The sequence below is a fragment of the Methylobacterium sp. C25 genome (genome assembly GCF_021352225.1).
Taxonomy (GTDB): Bacteria; Pseudomonadota; Alphaproteobacteria; order Rhizobiales; family Beijerinckiaceae; genus Methylobacterium.
This window is the reverse complement of sequence record NZ_JAAUVI010000002.1, coordinates 95,962-117,522: the sequence shown is the minus strand read 5'-3', so window position 1 is coordinate 117,522 and position 21,561 is coordinate 95,962. Positions and strand designations below refer to the sequence as shown.

The 21,561-nt window shown below is 65.1% G+C and carries 29 protein-coding genes and 1 tRNA gene; 6 read left to right on the top strand and 24 right to left on the bottom strand.

Features of this window, described 5'->3' with window-relative positions; genetic code table 11:
• Window positions 1-53: 53 nt before the first annotated feature.
• From HCU64_RS06835 to HCU64_RS06825, 3 genes are all read right to left on the bottom strand, one after another.
• Complete coding sequence (locus tag HCU64_RS06835; RefSeq protein ID WP_233383088.1) at window positions 54-3,212, bottom strand: efflux RND transporter permease subunit; 3,159 nt, start codon at window positions 3,210-3,212, stop codon at window positions 54-56.
• Window positions 3,213-3,227: 15 nt separating this feature from the next.
• The gene (locus HCU64_RS06830; protein WP_442785920.1) at window positions 3,228-4,499 is read right to left on the bottom strand and encodes an efflux RND transporter periplasmic adaptor subunit; all 1,272 of its coding nucleotides are present in this window, start codon (window positions 4,497-4,499) and stop codon (window positions 3,228-3,230) included.
• Window positions 4,500-4,790: 291 nt separating this feature from the next.
• Complete coding sequence (locus HCU64_RS06825) at window positions 4,791-5,066, bottom strand: hypothetical protein (protein ID WP_233383087.1); 276 nt, start codon at window positions 5,064-5,066, stop codon at window positions 4,791-4,793.
• Between the two features lie 364 nt (window positions 5,067-5,430).
• On the opposite strand from HCU64_RS06825, the gene HCU64_RS06820 reads away from it, so the two are divergent.
• The 3 genes from HCU64_RS06820 to HCU64_RS06810 all read left to right on the top strand — a co-directional run bounded on the left by HCU64_RS06820 (window position 5,431) and on the right by HCU64_RS06810 (window position 9,404).
• Window positions 5,431-5,961: a L,D-transpeptidase gene (locus HCU64_RS06820; protein ID WP_233383649.1), complete on the top strand. Its 531-nt coding sequence runs from the start codon at window positions 5,431-5,433 to the stop codon at window positions 5,959-5,961.
• Window positions 5,962-6,259: 298 nt separating this feature from the next.
• The gene (locus tag HCU64_RS06815; protein WP_233383086.1) at window positions 6,260-8,494 is read left to right on the top strand and encodes a putative bifunctional diguanylate cyclase/phosphodiesterase; all 2,235 of its coding nucleotides are present in this window, start codon (window positions 6,260-6,262) and stop codon (window positions 8,492-8,494) included.
• 109 nt (window positions 8,495-8,603) lie between these two features.
• A complete protein-coding gene (locus HCU64_RS06810; RefSeq protein ID WP_233383648.1) occupies window positions 8,604-9,404 on the top strand; it encodes a TSUP family transporter in 801 nt (266 codons plus the stop codon).
• Here HCU64_RS06810 and HCU64_RS06805 read toward each other — a convergent pair.
• Window positions 9,401-10,447 carry a MaoC family dehydratase gene (locus tag HCU64_RS06805; RefSeq protein WP_233383085.1) on the bottom strand — a complete coding sequence of 349 codons (1,047 nt, stop codon included), beginning with the start codon at window positions 10,445-10,447 and terminating at the stop codon, window positions 9,401-9,403. The two genes, HCU64_RS06810 and HCU64_RS06805, sit on opposite strands and share 4 nt — an antisense overlap.
• 117 nt (window positions 10,448-10,564) lie before the next feature.
• Window positions 10,565-10,855, bottom strand: coding sequence for a YggT family protein (locus tag HCU64_RS06800; protein WP_233383084.1), 291 nt, complete (start codon window positions 10,853-10,855; stop codon window positions 10,565-10,567).
• A gap of 119 nt (window positions 10,856-10,974) precedes the next feature.
• On the opposite strand from HCU64_RS06800, the gene HCU64_RS06795 reads away from it, so the two are divergent.
• Window positions 10,975-11,050: transfer RNA gene (locus HCU64_RS06795), tRNA-Ala, on the top strand.
• Window positions 11,051-11,196: 146 nt separating this feature from the next.
• Window positions 11,197-12,393: a tyrosine-type recombinase/integrase gene (locus HCU64_RS06790; protein ID WP_233383647.1), complete on the top strand. Its 1,197-nt coding sequence runs from the start codon at window positions 11,197-11,199 to the stop codon at window positions 12,391-12,393.
• Here HCU64_RS06790 and HCU64_RS06785 read toward each other — a convergent pair.
• The 19 genes from HCU64_RS06785 to HCU64_RS06700 all read right to left on the bottom strand — a co-directional run bounded on the left by HCU64_RS06785 (window position 12,348) and on the right by HCU64_RS06700 (window position 21,137).
• Window positions 12,348-12,539, bottom strand: coding sequence for a helix-turn-helix domain-containing protein (locus HCU64_RS06785; protein ID WP_233383083.1), 192 nt, complete (start codon window positions 12,537-12,539; stop codon window positions 12,348-12,350). The two genes, HCU64_RS06790 and HCU64_RS06785, sit on opposite strands and share 46 nt — an antisense overlap.
• Before the next feature lie 91 nt (window positions 12,540-12,630).
• Entirely contained in the window at window positions 12,631-12,834 is a 204-nt protein-coding gene (locus HCU64_RS06780) for a hypothetical protein (RefSeq protein ID WP_233383082.1), read from the bottom strand.
• Entirely contained in the window at window positions 12,831-13,073 is a 243-nt protein-coding gene (locus tag HCU64_RS06775) for a hypothetical protein (RefSeq protein ID WP_233383081.1), read from the bottom strand. The genes HCU64_RS06780 and HCU64_RS06775 overlap by 4 nt, the downstream gene beginning before the upstream one ends.
• Entirely contained in the window at window positions 13,070-13,465 is a 396-nt protein-coding gene (locus tag HCU64_RS06770) for a hypothetical protein (RefSeq protein WP_233383080.1), read from the bottom strand. The genes HCU64_RS06775 and HCU64_RS06770 overlap by 4 nt, the downstream gene beginning before the upstream one ends.
• Window positions 13,462-14,115 (bottom strand): hypothetical protein, encoded by a 654-nt coding sequence (locus tag HCU64_RS06765; RefSeq protein WP_233383079.1) that lies wholly within the window; start codon window positions 14,113-14,115, stop codon window positions 13,462-13,464. Before HCU64_RS06765 ends, HCU64_RS06770 begins: the two co-directional genes overlap by 4 nt.
• A complete protein-coding gene (locus tag HCU64_RS06760) occupies window positions 14,112-14,519 on the bottom strand; it encodes a hypothetical protein (protein WP_233383078.1) in 408 nt (135 codons plus the stop codon). The genes HCU64_RS06765 and HCU64_RS06760 overlap by 4 nt, the downstream gene beginning before the upstream one ends.
• A complete protein-coding gene (locus HCU64_RS06755) occupies window positions 14,519-15,571 on the bottom strand; it encodes a hypothetical protein (RefSeq protein ID WP_233383077.1) in 1,053 nt (350 codons plus the stop codon). The genes HCU64_RS06760 and HCU64_RS06755 overlap by 1 nt, the downstream gene beginning before the upstream one ends.
• A 125-nt stretch (window positions 15,572-15,696) precedes the next feature.
• The gene (locus HCU64_RS06750) at window positions 15,697-16,011 is read right to left on the bottom strand and encodes a hypothetical protein (protein WP_233383076.1); all 315 of its coding nucleotides are present in this window, start codon (window positions 16,009-16,011) and stop codon (window positions 15,697-15,699) included.
• A 32-nt stretch (window positions 16,012-16,043) separates the two neighbouring features.
• The gene (locus tag HCU64_RS06745) at window positions 16,044-16,439 is read right to left on the bottom strand and encodes an HNH endonuclease (RefSeq protein ID WP_233383075.1); all 396 of its coding nucleotides are present in this window, start codon (window positions 16,437-16,439) and stop codon (window positions 16,044-16,046) included.
• Window positions 16,436-16,729 carry a hypothetical protein gene (locus tag HCU64_RS06740; RefSeq protein WP_233383074.1) on the bottom strand — a complete coding sequence of 98 codons (294 nt, stop codon included), beginning with the start codon at window positions 16,727-16,729 and terminating at the stop codon, window positions 16,436-16,438. The genes HCU64_RS06745 and HCU64_RS06740 overlap by 4 nt, the downstream gene beginning before the upstream one ends.
• Window positions 16,722-16,853, bottom strand: coding sequence for a hypothetical protein (locus tag HCU64_RS25230; RefSeq protein ID WP_267922217.1), 132 nt, complete (start codon window positions 16,851-16,853; stop codon window positions 16,722-16,724). Before HCU64_RS25230 ends, HCU64_RS06740 begins: the two co-directional genes overlap by 8 nt.
• Complete coding sequence (locus tag HCU64_RS06735) at window positions 16,850-17,122, bottom strand: hypothetical protein (RefSeq protein ID WP_233383073.1); 273 nt, start codon at window positions 17,120-17,122, stop codon at window positions 16,850-16,852. The genes HCU64_RS25230 and HCU64_RS06735 overlap by 4 nt, the downstream gene beginning before the upstream one ends.
• Before the next feature lies 1 nt (window position 17,123).
• A complete protein-coding gene (locus tag HCU64_RS06730; RefSeq protein WP_233383072.1) occupies window positions 17,124-17,462 on the bottom strand; it encodes a hypothetical protein in 339 nt (112 codons plus the stop codon).
• The gene (locus HCU64_RS06725; protein ID WP_233383071.1) at window positions 17,462-17,770 is read right to left on the bottom strand and encodes a hypothetical protein; all 309 of its coding nucleotides are present in this window, start codon (window positions 17,768-17,770) and stop codon (window positions 17,462-17,464) included. Before HCU64_RS06725 ends, HCU64_RS06730 begins: the two co-directional genes overlap by 1 nt.
• Window positions 17,767-18,174, bottom strand: a complete 408-nt coding sequence (locus HCU64_RS06720) for a hypothetical protein (protein WP_233383070.1) — start codon at window positions 18,172-18,174, stop codon at window positions 17,767-17,769. The genes HCU64_RS06725 and HCU64_RS06720 overlap by 4 nt, the downstream gene beginning before the upstream one ends.
• Entirely contained in the window at window positions 18,171-19,124 is a 954-nt protein-coding gene (locus HCU64_RS06715) for a hypothetical protein (protein WP_233383069.1), read from the bottom strand. Before HCU64_RS06715 ends, HCU64_RS06720 begins: the two co-directional genes overlap by 4 nt.
• On the bottom strand, window positions 19,024-19,848 hold the full coding sequence (locus HCU64_RS06710) for a ParB N-terminal domain-containing protein (protein ID WP_233383068.1): 825 nt from the start codon (window positions 19,846-19,848) through the stop codon (window positions 19,024-19,026). The genes HCU64_RS06715 and HCU64_RS06710 overlap by 101 nt, the downstream gene beginning before the upstream one ends.
• Before the next feature lie 203 nt (window positions 19,849-20,051).
• On the bottom strand, window positions 20,052-20,294 hold the full coding sequence (locus HCU64_RS06705) for a hypothetical protein (protein WP_233383067.1): 243 nt from the start codon (window positions 20,292-20,294) through the stop codon (window positions 20,052-20,054).
• A 105-nt stretch (window positions 20,295-20,399) separates the two neighbouring features.
• Window positions 20,400-21,137, bottom strand: coding sequence for a LexA family protein (locus HCU64_RS06700; RefSeq protein WP_233383066.1), 738 nt, complete (start codon window positions 21,135-21,137; stop codon window positions 20,400-20,402).
• A gap of 87 nt (window positions 21,138-21,224) precedes the next feature.
• On the opposite strand from HCU64_RS06700, the gene HCU64_RS06695 reads away from it, so the two are divergent.
• On the top strand, window positions 21,225-21,554 hold the full coding sequence (locus tag HCU64_RS06695) for a hypothetical protein (RefSeq protein ID WP_233383065.1): 330 nt from the start codon (window positions 21,225-21,227) through the stop codon (window positions 21,552-21,554).
• The last annotated feature ends 7 nt before the right edge of the window (window positions 21,555-21,561 follow it).

Below are 21,561 nucleotides of genomic sequence, written 5' to 3'. Positions count from 1 at the left end.
GGGAACCCTGGGAAGCGTGGTGGAGTGGGCGACCGAGCGCCCACTCCCCACCATCACTCCGCCGGCGCCGGATGCCCGGCAGGCGTCGGCTCGCCCTGAGCCTCCTCCCCAGCGGCGACCTGCTTCCGCTTGAAGATACGCATCACCACCACGAAGAACACCGGCACGAACATCACCGCGAGCAGGGTGGCCGAGATCATGCCGCCCATCACGCCGGTGCCGATGGCCTGCTGGCTCTTCGAGGCGGCGCCGGTCGCGATCGCGAGCGGCACGACGCCGAAGATGAAAGCCAGCGAGGTCATCACGATCGGGCGGAAGCGCAGGCGCGCCGCCGTGATTGTCGCCTCGACGATCGAGGTGCCCGGCTTCCAGAGGTCCTTGGCGAATTCCACGATCAGGATCGCGTTCTTGGCCGAGAGGCCGATGATCGTGATGAGCCCGATCTTGAAATAGACGTCGTTCGGCATGCCGCGCAGATAGACCGCCGCGACGGAGCCGATCACGCCGAGCGGGATCACGAGCAGCACCGAGAATGGGATCGCCCAACTCTCGTAGAGCGCCGCGAGACATAGGAAGACGATCAGCACCGACAAGGCGAGCAGAAGCGTCGCCTGCGACCCGGCCTCCTTTTCCTGCAGCGACTGACCCGTCCAGGCGTAGCCGAAGCCCTTCGGCAGGAAGGTCATCAGCCGTTCCATCTCCTTGATGGTGTCGCCGGTCGTGTAGCCAGGGGCCGGCTCGCCCGTGAAGCGCACCGACTGGTAGCCGTTGAAGCCGACGATCTGGGCCGGGCCGACACTCCATTTCAGGTCGGCGAAAGACGACATCGGCACCATGGTACCCTGCGCGTTCTTCACCGCGTAGTTCAGCAGATCCGCCGCTCCGAGACGCTGCAGATCGTCCGACTGGACGATCACGCGCTGCATCTTGCCCCGGTTCGGGAAGTCGTTGACGTAGACCGAGCCGAGATTGACCTGGATCGTCTCGTTGATGTCCTCGAAGTTCACGCCGAGCGCGGCCGCCTTCTCACGATCGATCACGAGCTCCGCCTGCGGGGCAGGGGGCAGGCCCTCGATCTTCATCTTGACGAGGACCGGGCTCTTCTTCGCGAGCGAGAGCAACTGGTCCTGCGCCGCGAGCAGGGCGGTGTAGCCCTTCTGCGCCCGGTCCTGCAGGCGGAACGAGAAGCCGGCCGCGTTACCGAGATTGTCGATCGGCGGCGGCTCCTGCGCGTCGAAGGCGGCGTCGCGATAGCCGGCCATCGCTTCGTTGGTGCCCTTCACGAGATTGGCGGCGGACTGGCTCGCGTCGCGCTCCGACCAAGGCTTGAGCGTCACGAAGGCCTGGCTCGTCATCTGGCCCTGGCCCGAGAACGAGAAGCCGTTGATCATCGTCACGGTGGCGACGCCCGGCTGAGCCAGTAGGTGATCCTCGACCTTCTTCACCGCGGAAATGGTGCGGTTGTAGGAGGAGCCCGGCGGGGTCTGGATGTCGACGGTGAAGAAGCCCTGGTCCTCCAGCGGCAGGAAGCCCTCGGGCATCCGCACAAAGGCGAATCCAACGCCGGCGACCAGCGCGACGTAGATCATCATCACGCGGCCGGACTTCTTGATGAACCAGCCGACACCGCGGCTGTAGCGCGCCGTCTCACGGTCGACGACGCGGTTGAACCACCCGAAGAAGCCACCCTTGGCGTGGCCATGGCCCTTTTCGATGGGCTTGAGCAGCGTGGCGCAGAGGGCAGGGGTCAGCGAGAGGGCGAGCAGCGCCGAGAAGGCGATGGAGGTGACCATCGCGATCGAGAACTGCCGGTAGATGATGCCCACGGAGCCGGGGAAGAACGCCATCGGGATGAACACCGCGATGAGCACCAGCGTGATGCCGATGATGGCGCCGGTGATCTGGCCCATCGCCTTCTTGGTGGCCTCCTTCGGCGGGAGACCCTCCTCGTTCATGATGCGCTCGACGTTCTCGACCACGACGATGGCGTCGTCGACGAGGATGCCGATGGCGAGCACCATGCCGAACATGGTGAGCACGTTCACCGAGAAGCCGGCGAGCAGCATCACCGTGCAGGTGCCGAGCAGCGCAATCGGCACGACGATGGTCGGGATCAGCGTGTAGCGGATGTTCTGGAGGAACAGGAACATCACGATGAAGACGAGCACCACGGCTTCGACCAGCGTGTGGAGCACCTTCTCGATAGAGGCCTCGACAGCGGGTGTGATGTCGTAGGGAATGTCCCACTTCACCGTATCCGGGAAGAACTGGGACAGCTCGTTCATCTTCTTCCGGATGGCCTTGGCGGTCTCCATGGCGTTGCCGTCGGGCGCCAGCGTCACGGAGATACCGGCGGCCGGGCCGCCATTGAGGCGCGTGGTAAACTTGTAGTCGTCGCCGCCGAGCTCGATCCGCGAGACGTCGCGCAGGCGCACGTTCGACCCATCGGGATTGGCGCGCAGCACGATGGCGCCGAAGGCGTCCGGCTCGGTCATCTGACCCTTGACGATGATCGGGTAGTTGACCGCGTGGCTCTCGGGGCTCGGCTGAGCGCCGACGGCACCGGAGGCGATCTGCACGTTCTGACGGCCAATCGCCTTGGTGACGTCGGCAGCGTTCAGCGAGAGGCCGCGCAGCTTGTCCGGGTCGATCCAGATTCGGAGCGAGCGCTCGGTCGAGTAGAGCGTCGCGCGACCGACGCCGGGGATGCGGCGGATCTCGTTGATGACGTTGCGGATCAGGAAGTCGCCGAGACCGACCTCGTCGGTCTTCCCGTCCGTAGAGACCAGGGTGATGATGTTCAGCGTGGCGGCCGAGGCTTCCTCGACCAGGATACCCTGCTGACGCACTTCGGCCGGCAGGCGCGCCTCGACGCGCTTCAGACGATTCTGGACCTCGACGCCCGCGTAGCCGGGATCGGTGCCCGGCATGAAGTTCGCGGTGATCTCGATGACGCCGAAGCTGTCGGAGGCCGACTCGAAGCTGAGGATGTTGGCCGCGCCGTTCAGCTCGTCCTCGATCAGGCGCGTCGTGCCCGTATAGAGGTTCTCCACCGAGGCACCGGGATATTGCGTGTTGAGCGCAATCGCGGGCGGAGCGATGATCGGATACTGCGCCACCGGAAGCTGCGGGATCGCAAGCGCGCCGCCCAGCATGATGAACAGGGCGACGACCCAGGCGAAGACGGGCCGATCGATGAAGAAGCGAGCCATGGTATCCGCGCGTCCTCAGCGAGCCTGAGCAACGGGCTGGTTCGACTTGTCGATCGAAGCCGAATCCTTCTCGGACGCGTCGGCATCGTGCGGCTTCTCGCCGGCCGGCGCCTCCGTCTTCCAGGGACGTGCCTGCACCTGCATCCCGGCGACGATCTTCTGGAAGCCCTCGACCACGACGCTCTGCCCGGGCTCGAGCCCCTCGCGCACGACCCAGCTGCCGTCGACCACCGGGCCGACCTCGACCGGCTGCAGCATGACGTGGCCGTCCGGCTTCACCAGCCAGACCTCGGCCTTGCCCTCGTTGGTGCGTTGGATCGCCTGCTGCGGCACGGCGATGCCATCCGAATCGATGCCCTGCTTGATCCGGGCGCGGACATACATGCCGGGGAACAGCTCATCGTGCGGGTTCGGGATCTGCACGCGCAGCGTCACCTGGCCGGTGCTCGGGTCGGCGGTCACGTCCGAGAACAGCAGCCGCCCGGCCGAGCCGTAGAGGCTGCCATCGTCCATGATCAGGTGCACGTTGGCGGCATCGTGAGAGAGGCGGGCCAGCTCGCCACTGGCGAAATCGCGGCGCAGCTTGTTCAGCTCGCCGACCGACTGGGTGATGTCGACATAGATCGGGTCGAGCTGCTGCACGGTAGCGAGCACGCCGGTCGCGCCCTGCTCGATCAGGGTCCCTTCGGTCAGAAGTGCGCGGCCGATACGGCCCGAGATCGGGGCACGTACGTCCGTCCAGGACAGATTGAGCTTGGCGCGGTCGCGCGTGGCCTTTGCACCTGCGACCTCTGCAGCGGCCTGCTTCCGCGCGGCGTCGGCGGCGTCGTATTGCGCCTGGCTCGCGGTGTTGCGGGCGAGCAGGGTCTCCAGCCGATCGGCCTGCTGTGTCGCGAGGACCAGGGCTGCCTCGGTCCGGGCGAGCGCCGCCTCCGCGCTAGCGAGTTCGACCTGATAGGGAGCAGGATCGATCTTGTAGAGGATGTCGCCCTCATGGACGGCACTACCCTGCTCGAACAAGCGCTTGATGACGAGGCCAGAGACGCGCGAACGCACCTCGGCGATCCGCATGGGTGCCACGCGTCCTGGCAGATCGCGCAGGTAGGGAATCGGCTGCGCCTTCACCTTGATGACGCTGACCTCAGGGGGCGGCAGCGGAACGGGCGCGCCGGCCTTCTGCTCGTTGCAGGCCGAGATGGCGACCATCACCACGCTCACGGCGAGCGTGGCGCTCCAGGTCCAACCGCTGCGGGCGGCTTGGCGAGGGCTCTGGCTGGACGACGTCACGATGGGTTCGCTCCTGCGATACGCTCAGTGGGAGGCGCACAGCCTCCTGAAATCCGAATGGCCGAGACTCGCGGGCGGCGCTCCTGAGGGAGTGCGCGAGCATTCGCGAGGCCGATGTCTCGTTGGGCCAGGCCAGCGATGGCCGGGCGGACGTTCGGGACGCATCGTCATGCGTCAACCGTGCCATCGTCGATGGACCGGCTGATGTCGCAGAATGACGAGAAATCTTGGCGATCCGACGACGGCATGGCCGGGACACCGACCTGCCGGCCAAAGCCAAGCGCTACCGGATCAGGTCCGTGGAGGCCGTTCCGGCAAGGAGAGCTCGGCCGAGATCAAGCCGACGACGCTGCCCAATGCGGGCTTGCTCGAGATCGCTTGCGGCACCGTGACGCCGGCACCGGCGACCGGAAGACGGCCGTGCTCGAACGGATTGTCGGCATCGGACGTATTGCGATCCGCGAAGACGGGCGGAGCCTGGCGGTCGCTCGCCGAGATCGCTGCAGTCGTACGAACGTCGCCCGTGACGCCGGTGTTCGACGCGGAGGCGTCGACTACAGCGAACAAGGCCGTCGTCAGGAGACAGAGCAGGGCAAACAGCGCGCAGCATGCCCGGCCCGTCCGTCTTGATAGGAGCGTAGCCGTCACGGGTCCGAAGACTGGGGAGGATTCTTCCCCGGCGCAAGCCACTGCGACATTCTGCCCGAGCCGGCGCTCAGCTCACGGCGGAACCAAATCGCCACTTGCCGCTACGCGGTTTCGCCGGGCTTGTTGCCAGAAGCGCACAGGGGCGCCTCCCTTCTGCCCCAACTCGGCTGGCATTCCAGGGAAGCTCGCGCACAACCTCCAAGCGGCTGCGCGCATCGGACCGACGAGGAGCACCATCGGCATGACCTTCCGCCACACCATCGCACCGGCTGCCATCGCCGCGATGCTCTGCCTGGGCGCCGCGCCCGAAGCTGGCGCCAATCCGCTCGACAGCGGGCCGCTCGCCGACTTCATGAACATTTTCAAGACGCAGGCCATCCCGCGCGAGACCGTCGCCTGGCGCGGTAAGGAGAAGCCGGGCACCATCGTGGTCTCCACGAGCCAACGGCGGCTCTACTATGTGCTTCACGGCCACGAGGCGGTCCGGTACGGCGTCGGCGTCGGCCGAGAGGGCTTTTCATGGTCCGGCGTGAAGTCCGTGACCATGAAGAAGGAATGGCCGGATTGGCGTCCGCCCCAGCAGATGCTCGCCCGCCGTCCCGATCTGCCGCGCTACATGGCCGGAGGCCAAGACAACCCGCTCGGCGCCCGCGCCATGTATCTCGGCTCGTCGCTCTATCGCATCCACGGCTCGAACGAGCCCGAGACGATGGGCGCCGCAGTCTCGTCGGGCTGCATCCGGATGACCAACAAGGACGTCGTGGACCTGTATGATCGAGTCCGCGTCGGCACGAAGGTGATCGTCCGCAACTGACGCACTCGGGCCCCGCACGTCATCAGGGAGCGCGGGGCTCGTGCGTACTCGTGTCAAATCGTTTTGAAAAACGAAACGCTTTAGCCTCTGAACCAGACCAGCATTCGCATTTGCTGGTATGCAAAATACAATCAATAAGCTTCGACGCGAGTTGAGAAAGATGAAACCCGGCAATACTCGCTATGGGCGCGAGAAAATCTTGAATGCGGCGAAGGATTAGAGCTCACGTCTTAACCATTTGAAAGTGTGCACCAGGGATTGTATCGCCGCCTACGATACGGCGAGGATTGCACTGGGCATGCTCGACGATGCCTCCGGACCGAGCTGCTCAGCCGGTCTGACGACTACCCAAGCTTGCGGAACGCCGCAGCTGCAGGAGCCGGATGGCCCGCCCAGCGCGATGCCGGCTGCCGTCGACATACCGCATGTCGAACGACTTCTCGGTCTGGCAGCAGACATCGCGGACACACCGATCGCCGCGATCTCTCTCGTCGGTGGCCATCAGTGGATGAAGGGCTGCAGCTCGCTTTGCAACATCCCTGGTTTCGCCCGTGCGCAGGACGGCTGTCTTCGGGGGCTGGAACTCGATGGCGCGGTGATCGTCCACGATACACTCGCTGATCCCACCCGCTCCACGCATCCCCTGGTCTCGGGTGAACCCTCCCTTCGGTTCTTTGTCGGCATCCCGCTGATCGGCCAGAAGGGTGATGTCCTTGGCTGGCTGTCGGTCGCCGACCGCATGGCGCGCAGCGCTTTTCCGAGCCGCGCTCGGGCGCGGTTGAAGCGTATCGCACGGATCGTCGTCGAGATCCTCGAGGACGAGAGCCGGGGTGCCGTCTACGACCAAGCCCACGGCTTCCTCAGCTCGACACAGTCGCCGCTGCTGATTTCGGACGGCGTCGGCACCATCACCTTCGCCAATCCGGCCTGCGAGCGGATGCTCGGCTATCAGCCGGGCGGAATGCTGGGCCTCAACGTCCGCGTCATCGTGCCGACGCGGTTCCACGGCCCGCACACGGCCGGCATGGCCGCCATGGTGGCTGGTGGCACCCCCCGTCTCGCCGGCAAGACGGTCGAAGTGACTGCGGTCAAGCGTGATGGCGTCGAGATCCCCGTCGAGCTGTCGCTGTCGAGCTGGCGAAGCAGCGCCGGCATCGCCATCGGTGCCACGATCCGGGATATTTCCGAGCGCCGGAGTCGCGATGCCAGGCTGCTGCGTCTCGCCCACCAGGATCCGCGTTCGGGCCTGCCGAACCGCAATCGCGTCATCGAAGAGCTCACCGCCATCCAGGCGAGCCAAGGGGAGGCCACCGTCCTGGTGCTCGGCGTCGAGGGTCTCCGTGGTGCCAACGACAACCTCGGCCATGCCATCGGCGACGCTCTGCTCGAAGCCCTCTGCGTCCGGCTGACCGCCCGCCTCGATCCCGGCGCTCTGCTGGCGCGGCTGCATAGCGACGAACTCGCCGTGGTACTGCGCGGGCTTGCCGATCCCCTTGCGGCGCAGGCCTGTGCGCAATCCCTGGTCTTGGCCTTCGCCGAGCCGATCCAGGTCGGCGATCATCCGCTGCATGTCGGCGTGGCCATCGGCGCAGCGCTCGCGCCGAGCCACGGTAGCGATGCCGAGGAAGTGCTGGCCAGTGCGGACCTCGCGCTCGACCGGGCGCGGCGCGACGGCGGCCGCTGCTTCCGCCTGTTCGAACCTGCCATGCGTAGCGCGGAAGCGGCGCGGCGTAATCTGCTCGACCGGGTAAGGGTTGCGATCGAGCGCCAGGAATTGGAACTGCACTACCAGCCCCAGATCGATCTGGAGACGGGCCGCATCTGCGGCTCAGAAGCCTTGATCCGCTGGCGGGATCCGGAACGCGGGCTCGTGATGCCCGGTGAGTTCCTGGCGGCCATCGAGTCCAGTGTGCTCGCGCTCTCGATCGGCTGGTGGACGATCGAAGAGGCCTGCCGCCAGACCGCAGCCTGGCGAGAAGCAGGGCTGCCGCCCATGCCGGTGGCCGTCAATCTGTTTGCTGCACAACTGCGCGCCGGCACCCTCGAAGAGGTGGTCAAGGAGGCCCTGGAGCGGCACGGGCTCGAACCGAAGGACCTCGAGATCGAGGTGACCGAGACCATCGCCCTGCGCCCAGACGACCACATGCTACGTCCGCTGCGCAATCTCAACGAAAGCGGCGTCGGCATCGCTTTCGACGATTTCGGCACCGGCTTCGCCTCGCTCTCGATGCTCAAGAGCTTCCCGCTCACGAAACTCAAGATCGACCGCAGCTTCGTGCGCGACATCCTTACGGCCCCCTTTGACGCGGCGATCGTCAAAGGCCTGCTCGATATCGGTCGTGGCCTCGGCCTGCAGGTGATCGCCGAGGGGATCGAGACGGCTGAACAAGAAGCAGCCCTGCTCGCGATGGGCTGCCGTCTCGTCCAGGGCTTCCGCTACGGCAAGGGCATGGAGCCCGCGGAGTTCGCGACCCGTTTGGCTGCCGACCACGCAGGTTCGGCGAGCAAACGACGGCTACGCCGGGCTTCTTGACCCGAAGCGGCGTTTCCCGGCAGCACGACACCGGCTAAGGCAGGCACGCCCCGTCCGGCCTGGAGCCTTGCCCCGTGATCGTCGTCTCGTCACCCCGTCGGCTCTGCGCATGATCGCCAGCGTCGATCCCGGAACGCTTGCCGGGCTGTTTGGAGTCGCCGTCGTCGCAGGCTGCTTCGATGCCATCGCTGGCGGGGGAGGGCTGCTGACGCTGCCCGCCCTGCTGCTAGCGGGGTTCGACCCGGTCAGCGCCATCGCCACCAACAAGCTGCAGGGTAGCAGCGGCTCCGTTTCTGCGAGCATCGCCTTTGCACGGCGCCGCCTGATCCACTGGCCGGACGTGCTCCCCTCGGCGCTCGCCGCAGGGGCGGCCTCGATCTTCGGTGCGCTTTGCGTGAGCTTGCTACCGCGCGGGACCCTCGACGCGCTGGTGCCCCTGCTGCTCGTCGGCATCGCGCTGTACTTCGCCACCGCGCGCCGCATCAGCAACGAGGACGCCGCGGCGCGGATCAGGCCGGCGCAATTCGCGATGACGCTCGCACCTGCCGTCGGCTTCTACGACGGTGTATTCGGTCCGGGCGCCGGCTCGTTCTACATGATCGGCTTCGTGACTCTGCTCGGCCTCGGCGTCGTTCGCGCGACGGCCCATACCAAGCTCTGCAACGCGGCCAGCAATCTGGGCAGCCTTGCGCTCTTCGCCCTTCAGGGCTCGGTGGTCTGGCCCGTCGGTCTCGCCATGGGGATCGGCGCCTTCATCGGCGCTCAGGCCGGCTCGGCGCTCGCAGTCAGGCTCGGCGCCCGACTGATCCGCCCGCTGCTCGTCGTCATCGCCTGCGCGATGGCCGTGAAGCTGCTCTCAAACCCGGGAAACCCGCTGCGGCGCGCCGTTCTTGGCGCGCTTGGGTTTTAGCGCGGAATGAAGGCCCAATAGTCGAAGTCGAGGATCACGGCCGGATCGTAGCCGTCGCCCTGACGATCGGGGAAGTTGCCGCAGGGTTGGTTCTTGGTTGCGATGGTGCGCAGGCGCAGCGCCCCGATATCCGTGCGGCCGGGAAGCTCGGCCGTCTCCAGCACTTCGCTCCAGGCATAGACCGTGTCGCCCGCAAAGAGCGGGGCCACGTGACGCCCTGCATTGATGCCGGCGAGCGCAAAGGCGTTGGCGAGGCCGTTGAAGCTCAGCGCACGTGCCAGCGAGATGACGTGACCGCCATAGATCAAGCGCCGGCCGAACCGCGTCTCCTTCGTGGCGTGAGCGTCGAAATGCACCTTCGCGGTATTCTGGAAGAGGCGCGTCGCGATTTGATGCTCGGCCTCCTCGACGGTCATGCCATCGACATGGTCGATACGCTCACCCGCCACGTAGTCGGAGAACCGATAGGGGCTGCCGGCGAGATCGAGGTCGTAGGCCTTCGCCGAGAGCGGCGGCAGCGAATGGGCGAGGTCGGCCGGGTCGACCACCTTGACGAGATCGGGCACGCGTTCCTCGGCGATCTTCGCCTCGGGGTCGCGCTTCTTCACCAGCACCCACCGGCAATAGCTCAGCACGGTCTTGCCCGCGGAATCCGAGCCGGTGGAGCGTACGTAGACCACACCGGTCTGCTTGTTCGAGCTCTCCTTCAGGCCGATGACCTCGGAGACCGTGGAGAGCGTCTCACCTGGATAGACCGGCCGGTGGAACCCGCCCTCGGCGTAACCGAGATTGGCCAGCGCGTTCAGCGAGATGTCCGGCACAGTCTTTCCGAACACGACATGGAAGGTCAGCAGATCGTCGAGCGGGCTCTGCGGGTAACCGATCGCCTTGGCGAAGGCATCCGAGGACTGCACCGCGAAACGAGGGCCGTAGAGCGCCGTGTAGAGCGCAACGTCACCAGTGGTGACGGTCCGTGGCGTCGCATGGCGGATGGTCTCGCCGAGGCGAAAATCCTCGAAGAAGCGGCCCGGATTGGTCTTCATGGGTCTCGTCGTCCTGGGAATTACGGTGCTCGGAGAGAGGCTTGCCTCACGATGCTCCCATAGAGCATCCGGCCGCAGCGATGTCTCCGGAAAAGTTGTGACGGGGCGTTCCTGCGCTCAGTACGCGAGCTGGATCACCAGATCGGTCACGAGTTTCTGCACGAAGAGCAGCAACAGGATGAGGATGACCGGTGACACGTCCACACCGCCGAGATTGGGCAGGAAGTTGCGGATCGGGCGCAGAACGGGCTCGGTCACCTGATACAGGAACTCACCGATCTGGGAGACCACCGGAGAGCGCACGTTGACGACGTTGAACGCGATGAGCCAGCTCAGCACGGCACTCGCGATCAGGATGTAGATGTAGAGCTGGATGATGGTGTTGAAGAGCCAGAGAAGAGCGTTCATCCGAGGCTTACTGATCCACGCGTCCGCGCACCCGCAAAGGCACGTCCCAAGGGCGGCCAGGGGCTCTCGCGGCAATTGACAGTATGACACGCCCAAGCCTAAAAGGCCGGCGCCTCGACGGGGCTGTAGCTCAGATGGGAGAGCGCCGCAATCGCACTGCGGAGGTCAGGGGTTCGAATCCCCTCAGCTCCACCAGGATGGCGTTCGCGGGCGTTCATTTCCGTCCTCCTATGACTGGCGTCCGCTGCGGGCTTCCGCCAAACTAGCACAAATCCGTTCGCAAATGTTCTCACGTGTTCGCGGCAATCCGCAAACGTCGGTGGGGTGCGTGGTGGGGTGCTGTGGCTCGAGCCGTCAATCGCCTGTCTGCCCGTCGCGTCCAGACGCTCACAGAGCGCGGACGGCACGCTGACGGCGGCGGCCTCTATCTTGTCGTAGACGATGCCGGCGCGAAGCGATGGGTGCTTCTCTATCGCATTGATGGGCGCCGACGCGAGATGGGGCTCGGCTCCGTCATCAGCGTCTCGCTGGCCCGCGCTCGAGAGGTTGCGGCAGAAGCTCGAGAGCAAATCGCTGGTGGGGTGGACCCCATTGAAGCGCGCCGCACCCCACCAAAACAGGCTGCCCCGGCCGTCATCACCTTCGGGTCCGCGGCAGAAAGTTTCATGAATGACCGCGAATCCGTCTGGAGAAATGCACAGCATCGTTGGCAATGGCGCCAGACGCTCGAGCATCAGACCGATGGCATGTGGGACTTGCCGGTTTCCGACGTCGGCACGGATGAAGTGCTGAAAGCCCTGCGCCCGATCTGGCACGTCAAGCCGGAGACGGCGCGTCGGCTGCGCGGCCGGATCGAACGTGTGTTGGACGCTGCTCGAGCGGCCGGTCAACGAACGGGCGACAACCCGGCGCGCTGGCGCGGTCACCTCGAGGCGATCCTCCCTCGAGCGAAGCGGCTGAGCAGAGGCCACCATCCGGCGATGCCTTGGGCCGAAGTGCCGGAGTTCGTGTCTAGCCTGCGACAGAGGCCAGCCGTCACGGCTCGAGCGCTCGAGTTCATCATCCTGACTGCCTCGAGATCCGGCGAGGTCCGCGGCATGCGCTGGCCGGAGGTCGATCCGATCGGCGCGCTTTGGACCGTTCCAGATGAGCGCATGAAGATGAAGCGACCGCATCGTGTTCCGCTTCCGGCCGCCGCGCTCGCCATCCTGGCCGAAAGAGCACTCGAGGCCCGAACCGACGACGATCTGGTGTTCGCCAGCCCGACCGGTGGCATGCTGTCCGACATGGCCTTCGAAGCTCTGCTCCGGCGCGCCGAGAAGGATGCTGTCACCACGCACGGATTTCGCTCGAGCTTCCGAGACTGGGCAGCCGACGAGACCGACCACCCTCGAGAGGTGATCGAAGCCGCGCTGGCGCACCTCGTCGGCGATGAAACCGAGCGGGCCTATCGCCGAGGAGACGCGCTCGAGAAGCGCAGGCTCCTGATGGATCACTGGGCGGCCTTCGTCGGCAAGGGATCGCCCGCAGCCAAGTAGCTCTCGAGATCGGCCCGGTGGATCAGCGTAACGCCATCATGTCGATGCGCTCTCAGCTTGCCCTTGCTGATCAAGCTGTAGAGCTTCGTTCGACCGATGCCGATGATCGCGGCGGCCTGGTCGATCCGATAGGCAAGGGGCTGCATCACCGACTCCTGGGTCTGTCGTTTAAGGGCTAGAGGTCTCGAGAGCGGGCGCTGATCGGTCTCGAGACGATCGGCAGCTACGGGCTTGCGCTTAGCCATGGTCCGGACCACCCCGCCCGTCCACACGGGCTGCGTTGTTGGGGTCGGCCTTCTCTTTGGGTGTCGGTTCAGCGAGAAGGTACAGAGCCGATGTCAGCGCCATTCCGATGGCGACGCCGAACGCCAGCATGCGGCTGAAGTGGGCCGTTCCCTCAAGCGCCAGGAACACGACAGCGGAGACGATGATCGGTGTCATTGATCGCCTCCCCGCGCCGCGAGGGCTTGGCGACCAGCTTCGGTGATGAACCAGCGCTCGGCGTTGCTCTCGTGCCGTTGGACAAGACCGCGCTTAGCAAGCGTGCGCATCCGATTTGTCGCCCAGGAGGCTCGCGTCGTGCCTCCGGCGCGCACTGCCAGATTTCCTGTCAGGCAGCCGGCGAGGGCAAGCTTTTCGAGTGCCCCGAGGCAAGCGAGGTGATCGTCCGTCAGCTTCACGACCGCCCTCCATCAAGCGGGAGGGCTCGGGGGAGAGTTCTGCCGGATTGGTCGGAGCATTCGCGTATTTCAAAGCGCTTGCCGGACCACACGTCCGACCAGCGGGCCGCGTTCTCCATTTCCATGTCCACCAACATGGTGGCCGTGACGCCTCGACCTTCGCCATCCTCGCGACCCATCCGCGTGAGCCATCCTGTCGCAATCAACCGTCCTTCGTCCCGCATCTCCGCGCCCGCGCCTGAAGAGCGGAGAGCGGCGAAAGCGTCGCGATTGTTCAGGATCATCAGTCCGATGGCCGAGGCCGCGATCGAGGCGTTGACGTGCTTCTCGTCGAAGTCGTCAAACACCCCGTCGATCTTGCCCAGCAGCCCTTCCAGATCCGCGCGGCTCATGGCTTCGGCCCCTGAAGGGCGGCGCGGGCCGTCGAGACAGCTCGATCAAGCATCACGGCACGTTCGTTGAAGATGGCCGGCGTCGGGACTTCACCGTCCCCGTGCGTGGCGTGGACACGGTGCGCAGCCCAGCGCAGGAGATCGGAAGTCGACTTGTCAGCGTTACCGCCGCGCGCTCCGTCGAGGGAGATCTTCAGAGCCGCCTTCACCCGCCCGAGTTCTGAGGCGAGAGCGTCGTGCTCTGCGATGAGCTTCCGGCGCGAATAGACAGGCCGGTCGTTGAGGCGAGCTTCGATCTCGACAGCCTTCAGCCGCTCGTTCTCGGCGCGCAGGGCGGCGATGGACGGGTCTACGGCAGCAAGGGCGGTCTCGCCGATGTGCAGCCGCGTCAGCCGGTCGTACTCGTCTCGTGCTACGGCCGGGTCATCCGATCGGAAGATGAACTTGCCGTAGTCTGGGCTGCGCATGTCTCGGAAATCCCGGACGACATGCGGAGCCGAGGCTCCTTCATAGTTGGAGTAGTCGTAGAGGCCGTATGGCCCCTCGCGACCAGGGCATTGTGCCTTCTCGATCGCCGCATAGACCTTTTCGGCCATCGCCTCCCGCAGCGCGCGATCGGCCATGTCGTTGGGGGTTGGGGCGGCGGTCATGTGAGCACCTCGCTCGGCGACCACACTCTCTCAATCGTGATGCCCCACGGCGCCTCGCGCTCGTAGACCGCTTCACGATTGGGCCAATCGACGATTAGGAATGGCTCGATAGCGCGGATGAAAGCTTCGGCCTCCTTCCGGCTATTCCGTAGAGCGGATTGGCAGGCGCTTTCCCATTGAGTGGCCGCACACCAAGGCCTCCACATCGATTGACCGCAGGAGCCCTCCTTGGCCTCCTCCAGTGCGTCGGAGAGCATCTGCACTGTATTGCAAGCGGGACAGGCCCACTCGCCGCCACTCGTAAAACCGTCCTCGTCGCCGGAGTCGGCGTCCCAGAGGTAGCCGTCGATGCATACGCTATCGGGATAGCCGGCGCCGAACTCGTGACCGCAATAGCTGCACATCACTCGCCTCCCACGCCACGAGCCGGAGCGGTGGGAAGCGCCTCGAAGCGACCGTCACGGAACTCGTCGGTGAAGCGGCACCAGAGCTTGCCGGTCTTGATGCAGCGATAGACGGTGATCGCGTCGCCATCTTGGATGGGCCGCTTGTGGAAGCTTGCGGTCGGCAGCTTGTTGTGGCTGACCTGAGCCTCGGCCTCGCCCAGCACCTCGTACTCGGTTCCGCGCTTCACATGCCGGACGCGCTCCAGAGAGGCACCCCCGGCCACGGTCTCCGGTTGTGACAGGGATGCGGCGAGTGCCTTGCGGATGATCGTTTCGACAACCTCACGGAGCGTCGGCTCCCGAAGTCCCCGTGTCTGCGCTTGCCACTTTCGCAGTGCTTGAAGCGCGTCAGCCGTTATCTCTGTGACGGTGTCACGATTGAGCGGCACCCCAGCCCCTAACCCCGCATCCGTCGCTGGTGCGGTGGCGAGGGCGGCGGCCTCACGCGGCTGCACGTAGTCCTTGTAGAGGCAATCCCAGAAGACCCAGCGCGTTGCCTCTTCCGCCAGAGGCCGGCTCACCGGCAGATGGGTCATGAGCGTTTTCGTGATCCGGGCGCGGAGGTTCGGCTTGTCGTTCTCCCTCTTGCGGCCCTGAGCAGTTGGTGAGGCTAGGGCTAGCGCGAGGATGGCGTCGGCGGCTTCAAGAGCGAGGTTCTGTGCCGCCTCTTCGGGCTTCTCGTAGCCCTTGCCGCCACCAACCTTGCGGCAACCCGTCAGCAGAACGTCTTCGTCCCATCTGCGGGCGTTCGCGGCGTCGGACCAATTCTCGACCAAAGCCGATCGGATCGCCCGCGCCACCGCCTCGCGATCAAGCCGTCCGGGGGCGGTGGAGGCGCTACGATGGACGAGTTCGCCAGAGCGGTAGGCATTTTCCAGGGCGACGATGAAGGCGGCATTGGCCTCACTGTCGCCGGGGGCAAACCACTTACGGCCTTCTGCATCCTGAGCTTCGATCAGGTCGGCCCGTAAAATAGACAGCCGCTCCGTGCCGCCGGGGCACGGGACCATCACGCTGTTCTTCAGAAGCAGCCCTTCGCCGACTTCCCAAGGCCCGGGCGTCGCCCTCTCGCTCAGAGAACGCAGAGCCTCAAGGGTCCGGGGAGCGGGTGTGGTGGGAGAGACCGGGGGAGGGGTCATAGCTGCCGGAACTCCAGAACGGCACCGTCCCGGAGCAAGCGACCGCCCCGATACGCGTAGCCATGGGGAAGGGAGATGGTCTCGACCTCGTCGGCCTCGGGCGGCGGTGCCGGCTGTGGCCTCGAGCCTTGGAGGCCCATGCGTGAGATCTTGTTCGACAGCGCCGTAGGTCGGACCGGGATCCGGTACTCGGCGGTGAGGCAACGGCAGATCGCTTCGATGCTGTCGTTGCTTTTGGTCCAGAGCTCGACGAGCCGAGCCTCAGCGCCAGGGATTTTCCAGACGGGGCATTCTGTAGTGCGGACGCCCATGGGTCACTCCGCTGCCGTGTCGGGCTGATAGCTCACGATCGGCGCTCCATGATCGTGCCGGCGAATTTTGCGATGGGCCGAGACGCGCTGCGCTGCGCCGGCGCCGGCCGGAAGCTGCGTCCCTGCAGCTTCTGCCGGTGCGGATCCTTGATCCCGTTGTGGTGGTCGAACTGGCGCTTGGCCTTCGCCCGGCGGGCGGCATCAGCAGCCGTCTTGACCTTGTGGCAGGGCGGGCAGAGCGCCTCGCAGTTCTCGAGGGTCGCATCGCCGCCCATCCAGTCCTGAAGGACGTGGTCGAACTCGACGGGGCGCCCGCGGCCGATCGGGGCATCGCAGCGGATGCCTGTCTCGAGGATGCCTTCGCAGCGGCAGTTCGCCCGGTCGAGCGCGGCGCGCTTGGTCGCTTTGGAGAAGTTCGTCCGGCTCATGGGCGAACCCTCATGGCGGCCAGAGCATCGTCGAGCTTCTCGCCGGATGCGCCGGAGATAGCCGTGTCCGTGTCAGGGTCGCGGACGTCAGCGCGGATGGCCTTCAGGGCGTCGACAAGCCCAGGAATCGCGTTGACCGCCTGAGCAAAGCTCGCAGCCTCCTTGATGTCTCCAGGCCATGTGAGTGAGCAGCGCTGACCAGCAGCGGTCTCAAATTGGATCCAGACGCTGTCGTTCTGACCGCGGCCGAATTCGACAGGCTTCGGGAGGTAGACGGCAGCCTTAGCCATGCCAGCCTCCGCGGCGGCGTTCGCGCTGGTCGTTCGAACGAATGAGCAGGGGAACGGCGATCATCGCGCAGACCGAGAGGCCGACGAAGACGAAGCTGGCAAGGGCGAGAGCGGTGCCGTTCATGCCGCCCTCCGGATCTCGAGGGGCTCGGCGCGCCGACGCTCGAACTTCACGTCCTCGGCTGTGTGCGCCAGGAGCGCGCGCATCAGCGCCCGGTCATTCTCGATCCGGCGCAGAAGCCAGTTCGGCGCCTCTTCGCTGAGAACCCGAGCCGTCAGGATCTCGACCTCGTCACCGAAGCGAATCCGGTAGCTCAGGAGAACCGACAGCGAGCTCGACGCGCCTTCGCCGAACGCGAGGGAGAAGGATGTCTTGAAGACGTGGGTTCGCATGTCAGCAGCCCTCCGCTTTCGCGATGGCTGCGCGCGCCACGGTGATTGAGGCAGCCACGTGCGGGGTCAGCACAACTTCGCCGAACCGCAGCACATCGCCGGGCGTCAGGCGCATGGCCTGAAGCAACTTCCCTTCATCAAAATCGGCGTACGGTGCGACGAAGGCCTGGGCCGCTGCCAGCATGTCGGGAGCGGCTGCAACAAGATGACCGTTCGCAACAGGGTCATCGCCATTGTACCAAATCTCGGCGACGGGCCGCTGCTCGGCCGCGCGAACCACGACGCCGCCGTTGCCCCTTGTCTCGACCTGCCATGGGCCTGAAGTGTGTTGAGCGCCCATCACGCTGCCTCCTCGCTGAGAAGCTGCATGCCGCGACGATGCGCGAACTGGATGAGGGAGACCTCGGCCTCGGCGACGCCCGGCAGCGGGACACCGAAGAACCGGAACACGTCACCGAGCGCCTTCACCTCATGGGAGTGGCAGCCACGGAACACGCCCGGCAGGTCCGCCGGCGCCGGGTAGCGCACACGATCGGCTTCGATGGTCCAGGCGCGGAAGTGCGGCGCGTGGACGATCTCCGCGGCCTGATCACCGTGGAGAAGCGCGACCCAGCCATCAGGGGACTTCTGGAGGGAGAACCCCATCACGAAGCCCTCCGCTCGTCACGGCAGGCGATTGCGTCGATGCGGGCAAGCCCCGGCAGCTCGCCACCCAGGCGACGCAGGACGTTGCCCAGCAGCACCGCGTCCCGGTGTGTGAGGCGGAGCGCTGCGCACCCCGGCAGGCGATAGGATGGCTCGGCATCGACAATGAGCCGAAGCGCGCGTTCCGCGTTCAGGTCGAGCCGCGACTGCGCCACGAGCGCCCGGAGGCGACTAGCAAGTACGTCCCGCTCGGCGATCGGTATGAAGCAGGCCTGCGTTCCGGTGAGACGCTCGCGCTTGGCTACGTCATTCTGTCGGGCAACGCGGCCACGGCTGGCCTTGCGGCTCTCGCCGCGAACGCGGGCGCTGACGAGCTCGGTAACGGTGAGGGGGCGCTCGAACATCATGCGGCCTCCGCTTTGTCGGCCATGATGTTGAGACGCGGGAACTCCTCCGCAACCTGACCCTGCGACTGCCACTTGAGGTGCTTCAGCTCGAGGTCGTTATGCGCGGCGTTCAGTGCCTTGAAGGCCAGAGCGATAGACTGGACCGGGTCGCGCTTCTTTGGGTCGAAGCCTGAGGCGAAGTGCGAGCGCAACATGAAGAATGCGTCCGTGACGGACACGCCGGCCGGGTTCTCCAGCACGGCCATCATGCGCTCGGCCAGGGCCGGGTTACGGGTCGAAGCGACGTAGTAGACGAAGCCGATCACCGACGGGTTGGCGAGACGGCGAATCCGCATCGCCTTGTCGACCGCCTTCGCGATGTTGCGGTTTTGTTCGAACGCCGCTTCGATATCGGAGTTCTCGACCCGGTTCTGAGGTGCCCGGTAGCTCTCCAGGACGCCGCGGCGGTGGCGCAGATACCAGCACAGGGCGCCAGAAACGATGTTCCGGTGACGGCTGACGCCGAGCAGCGAAAGTGTGTCTCCGCCAGACCGCGGCGCCCGTACGGTGTCGATGGTCGCGAAGGCCTCGCGGGCGATGCCGCGAATGATGATCGTCTCAACAGCGACTTTGGCCTCGATGATGGCCCAGAGGCGGTGCTGACCGTCGAGGATTCCCCCGTCGTCGGAGATCTTGATGGTGTCGCCGTTAAAGCGCCACTTGCCGCTGACGATCTGGCTGGCGATGCGCTTGACGTGCTGATCTTTGACCGGACGGTTGAGCTGATTGTGCTCCAGAAGTTCGGTTGCCCGCTCGGGCGTGAGCATGACGCGCACGCCGTCGAATGCCATGTCGTGCTGCTTCGAAACCTTAGCGCTGGCCATCGCGCGCCTCCCACTGCTGAGCGAAATCGGACAGCCACTTCGCAGCGGCGGCACACTTGTTTTCCGTGGCCCGTCGACGGGCGGCATTGCCTTTCACGATGCCGACGACATCGGAGGGCAAGGGCAGCGCGGTTAGCGCTTCCATCGCGATCCTGAGCTGTTCCCAGACTTCTGCATGCATCTGCTGGGTGCGGATGCGGTCGGGATTTGCGCGATTGCTGCTGGCGTTTCGTTCCGCCTGCTCACGCTCGCGCGCAGCCCGCTGCTCGGGCGTGAAAGATGCTCGGATCTTGTCGGCCATTGGCCGGAGACCCGCCCCCTTTCGAGCAGACGCGATATCGATCTCGGAGCCGTGATCGATGATCGTCTTGGCGCTCACGACCGTGTCGCGAGCGACGCCCATCAGCTCAGCCGCCTGGCTGAGGGAAACGCAGGGTGACGTTTCAACGTCACCCTCTGACTTCTCGCGCTTGGCGTGCTGGTTTGAACCATTCGCCAGGCCGGCCATCTTGGCCGCAATCAAAGCGCGCTCGTTCGTCGTCAGATTGCGACGGTGAACATTCTTGGCGGCGACAAACTTCGCCGGGTTCTCTCCCGAGAACACTTCGAAGCGCGGCTGAACGCCCGCCGCCTTGCAGGCACGAAACCGGTTGCGACCGTCGAGGATCGTCCCGTCCAGCAGGATGATCGCATCGAGCTGGCCGTTCTCGCGGATCGACCCGACCAGATCCTCGAACTGCTGACCCTCGATCAGAGGAAACAGATCGGCCAACGGATGGAAGCTGATGTCGCCCGTCGGGAAGGCGACCACGTTTGCGGCACCCATCGCTCAGCCCCGGCCGTAGCGATGGTGAAAGACGCCCCAAACCCAGGAGACCAGCATCACGCCGGCGCAGAGGCAGAGACAGATCGATTGGTCGGCCGTGAATTGCACGGGGAGGCTCCATCACCAAGGGCGATGAGGAAGCCTAGAGTGGGCTATACCCTACTGTCAATTAGAAAGTTGGCCTAATCCTACTGTATGACCAACGGAGGCTCGTCTTTCTGGATGCTGACCAACGTGGCGATGGGATTCTCGCACTCTCCGCAGGCGAAAGTCTGACGGCTCAGCCAAGCGCTGCCCAGCAACTCGTCAATGTCGGACGGCGCGTCCTCAACGTCTGGCGAAATCAACTCGCGGCAGGTGATCTTCAGGCAGTGATGGCATCGCAAGCGCAGAGTGAAGGCTGCGCGGATCGTCGAAACCTGGAATGACACGGGCGTCTCCGTTCGTGGGTTTGTTCCACATTTGTTCTTTCGGAGCGCTGAGTCGAATCCTTTCTCGCGCGACGGTAGGGTCTTGTGCGTTGAAGGAGAAAAGCGTCAGCGCTTCAGTTGCTTAAAACGCGGGACGGGTGTGGATATCCGGCGCACCAGGCCGAGAACCTTCACCTCTACACCGTTGTCCGCATCCGGCTTGTCGCGAACGACGATCGTTTCGTGCTTCGCAGATGAAGAGCGCGGCTGGAACTCGTTTCGGTCGTTGAAGGTCACCACCTCCTTTACCGACCACTCTCGGGTGAGGCCGCCGTTCCGAGTTCGCTCCAGTACGACGATCATGCCGTCCATCAGCGGCAATCCCGTATCGTCGAAGTCCACACAGATCACGACCGAGCCGGGCGCGATGGCCGGTTCGGCGCGGTTCATTGAGTCGCCTACGACCTCAAAGGCGACCATCCGCGCGCGCGGGAACTCTTCATCGACGTGCTCCAAAAGGAATTCGCGCTCGGAGTCGTCGAACTCAAGCACCTCTCTGAACTCACCTGCCTCCACTCGCCCAACCTTCGGCACCGTAATCATCTCTCCGTGGCTGGGGCGCGCTTCCAGCGCAGCCTCGGAAGGTATGGCCGGATCGTCGATCTCGCCACTGAGATAGGCTGACGTAGTTGCCAGGGCGGCGGCAAGTCTCGGCATCATGCGGACGGTGACCGTCTGCTTATCCTTGTGGGTTATGTCGCGGATAAACGTGCGCTCAAGCCCACCCTTCGTCGCCGCTTCCACGGGACCGAGCTCTAAGGCAGCGAGGCGGGCAAGCACTCGCTCTTTCAAGAGGTTAGCCATGTTGGTTGTTTCCAACAGGGGCCGCCCGAAAGCGAGTTGATTATAACCCATTGACTTAGTGGGTTTCGTCCTACATTCTCGCACATCATGGAACGCGAGCTCGCCAACCATCTGCTCTTGATCGCCGAGGCGTATGCCGCGGCGAAGGGGCTCAAGCTTTCCACTCTCGGGCGTCTTTCCGCCTGGGACGGTCGATTTTTCGACAATCTTCGCGATCCAACAAAGAGCTTCACGGCCCGCAAGTACGACGAGGTCCTCGCGTACTTCTCTGCCCACTGGCCGGCGGAAGGACTGGATTGGCCGGAGCAGGTCGCGAAGCCCGACCAAGGCGAGTGGGCTCGGGTCGTCGCCCGTATCGCAGCTCGAGCTGCATCCAAGCGCTCCACCCCCACCGAACCCGCAAGGGCTTCGGCATGAGCACCAT

Excerpts from the sequence above, each read along its gene's own strand:
- HCU64_RS06700 (WP_233383066.1), bottom strand. The coding sequence starts at position 21,137 with ATGGCTAACCTCTTGAAAGAGCGAGTGCTTGCCCGCCTCGCTGCCTTA.
- HCU64_RS06800 (WP_233383084.1), bottom strand. The coding sequence starts at position 10,855 with ATGAACGCTCTTCTCTGGCTCTTCAACACCATCATCCAGCTCTACATC.
- HCU64_RS06805 (WP_233383085.1), bottom strand. The coding sequence starts at position 10,447 with ATGAAGACCAATCCGGGCCGCTTCTTCGAGGATTTTCGCCTCGGCGAG.
- HCU64_RS06730 (WP_233383072.1), bottom strand. The coding sequence starts at position 17,462 with ATGGGCGCTCAACACACTTCAGGCCCATGGCAGGTCGAGACAAGGGGC.
- HCU64_RS06760 (WP_233383078.1), bottom strand. The coding sequence starts at position 14,519 with ATGTGCAGCTATTGCGGTCACGAGTTCGGCGCCGGCTATCCCGATAGC.
- HCU64_RS06740 (WP_233383074.1), bottom strand. The coding sequence starts at position 16,729 with ATGGCTAAGGCTGCCGTCTACCTCCCGAAGCCTGTCGAATTCGGCCGC.
- HCU64_RS06815 (WP_233383086.1), top strand. The coding sequence starts at position 6,260 with ATGCTCGACGATGCCTCCGGACCGAGCTGCTCAGCCGGTCTGACGACT.
- HCU64_RS06745 (WP_233383075.1), bottom strand. The coding sequence starts at position 16,439 with ATGAGCCGGACGAACTTCTCCAAAGCGACCAAGCGCGCCGCGCTCGAC.
- HCU64_RS06735 (WP_233383073.1), bottom strand. The coding sequence starts at position 17,122 with ATGCGAACCCACGTCTTCAAGACATCCTTCTCCCTCGCGTTCGGCGAA.
- HCU64_RS06750 (WP_233383076.1), bottom strand. The coding sequence starts at position 16,011 with ATGGGCGTCCGCACTACAGAATGCCCCGTCTGGAAAATCCCTGGCGCT.
- HCU64_RS06810 (WP_233383648.1), top strand. The coding sequence starts at position 8,604 with ATGATCGCCAGCGTCGATCCCGGAACGCTTGCCGGGCTGTTTGGAGTC.
- HCU64_RS25230 (WP_267922217.1), bottom strand. The coding sequence starts at position 16,853 with ATGAACGGCACCGCTCTCGCCCTTGCCAGCTTCGTCTTCGTCGGCCTC.
- HCU64_RS06720 (WP_233383070.1), bottom strand. The coding sequence starts at position 18,174 with ATGATGTTCGAGCGCCCCCTCACCGTTACCGAGCTCGTCAGCGCCCGC.
- HCU64_RS06765 (WP_233383079.1), bottom strand. The coding sequence starts at position 14,115 with ATGACCGCCGCCCCAACCCCCAACGACATGGCCGATCGCGCGCTGCGG.
- HCU64_RS06755 (WP_233383077.1), bottom strand. The coding sequence starts at position 15,571 with ATGGTCCCGTGCCCCGGCGGCACGGAGCGGCTGTCTATTTTACGGGCC.
- HCU64_RS06820 (WP_233383649.1), top strand. The coding sequence starts at position 5,431 with ATGCTCTGCCTGGGCGCCGCGCCCGAAGCTGGCGCCAATCCGCTCGAC.
- HCU64_RS06785 (WP_233383083.1), bottom strand. The coding sequence starts at position 12,539 with ATGCAGCCCCTTGCCTATCGGATCGACCAGGCCGCCGCGATCATCGGC.
- HCU64_RS06835 (WP_233383088.1), bottom strand. The coding sequence starts at position 3,212 with ATGGCTCGCTTCTTCATCGATCGGCCCGTCTTCGCCTGGGTCGTCGCC.
- HCU64_RS06715 (WP_233383069.1), bottom strand. The coding sequence starts at position 19,124 with ATGCCGCCCGTCGACGGGCCACGGAAAACAAGTGTGCCGCCGCTGCGA.
- HCU64_RS06770 (WP_233383080.1), bottom strand. The coding sequence starts at position 13,465 with ATGAGCCGCGCGGATCTGGAAGGGCTGCTGGGCAAGATCGACGGGGTG.
- HCU64_RS06695 (WP_233383065.1), top strand. The coding sequence starts at position 21,225 with ATGGAACGCGAGCTCGCCAACCATCTGCTCTTGATCGCCGAGGCGTAT.
- HCU64_RS06780 (WP_233383082.1), bottom strand. The coding sequence starts at position 12,834 with ATGACACCGATCATCGTCTCCGCTGTCGTGTTCCTGGCGCTTGAGGGA.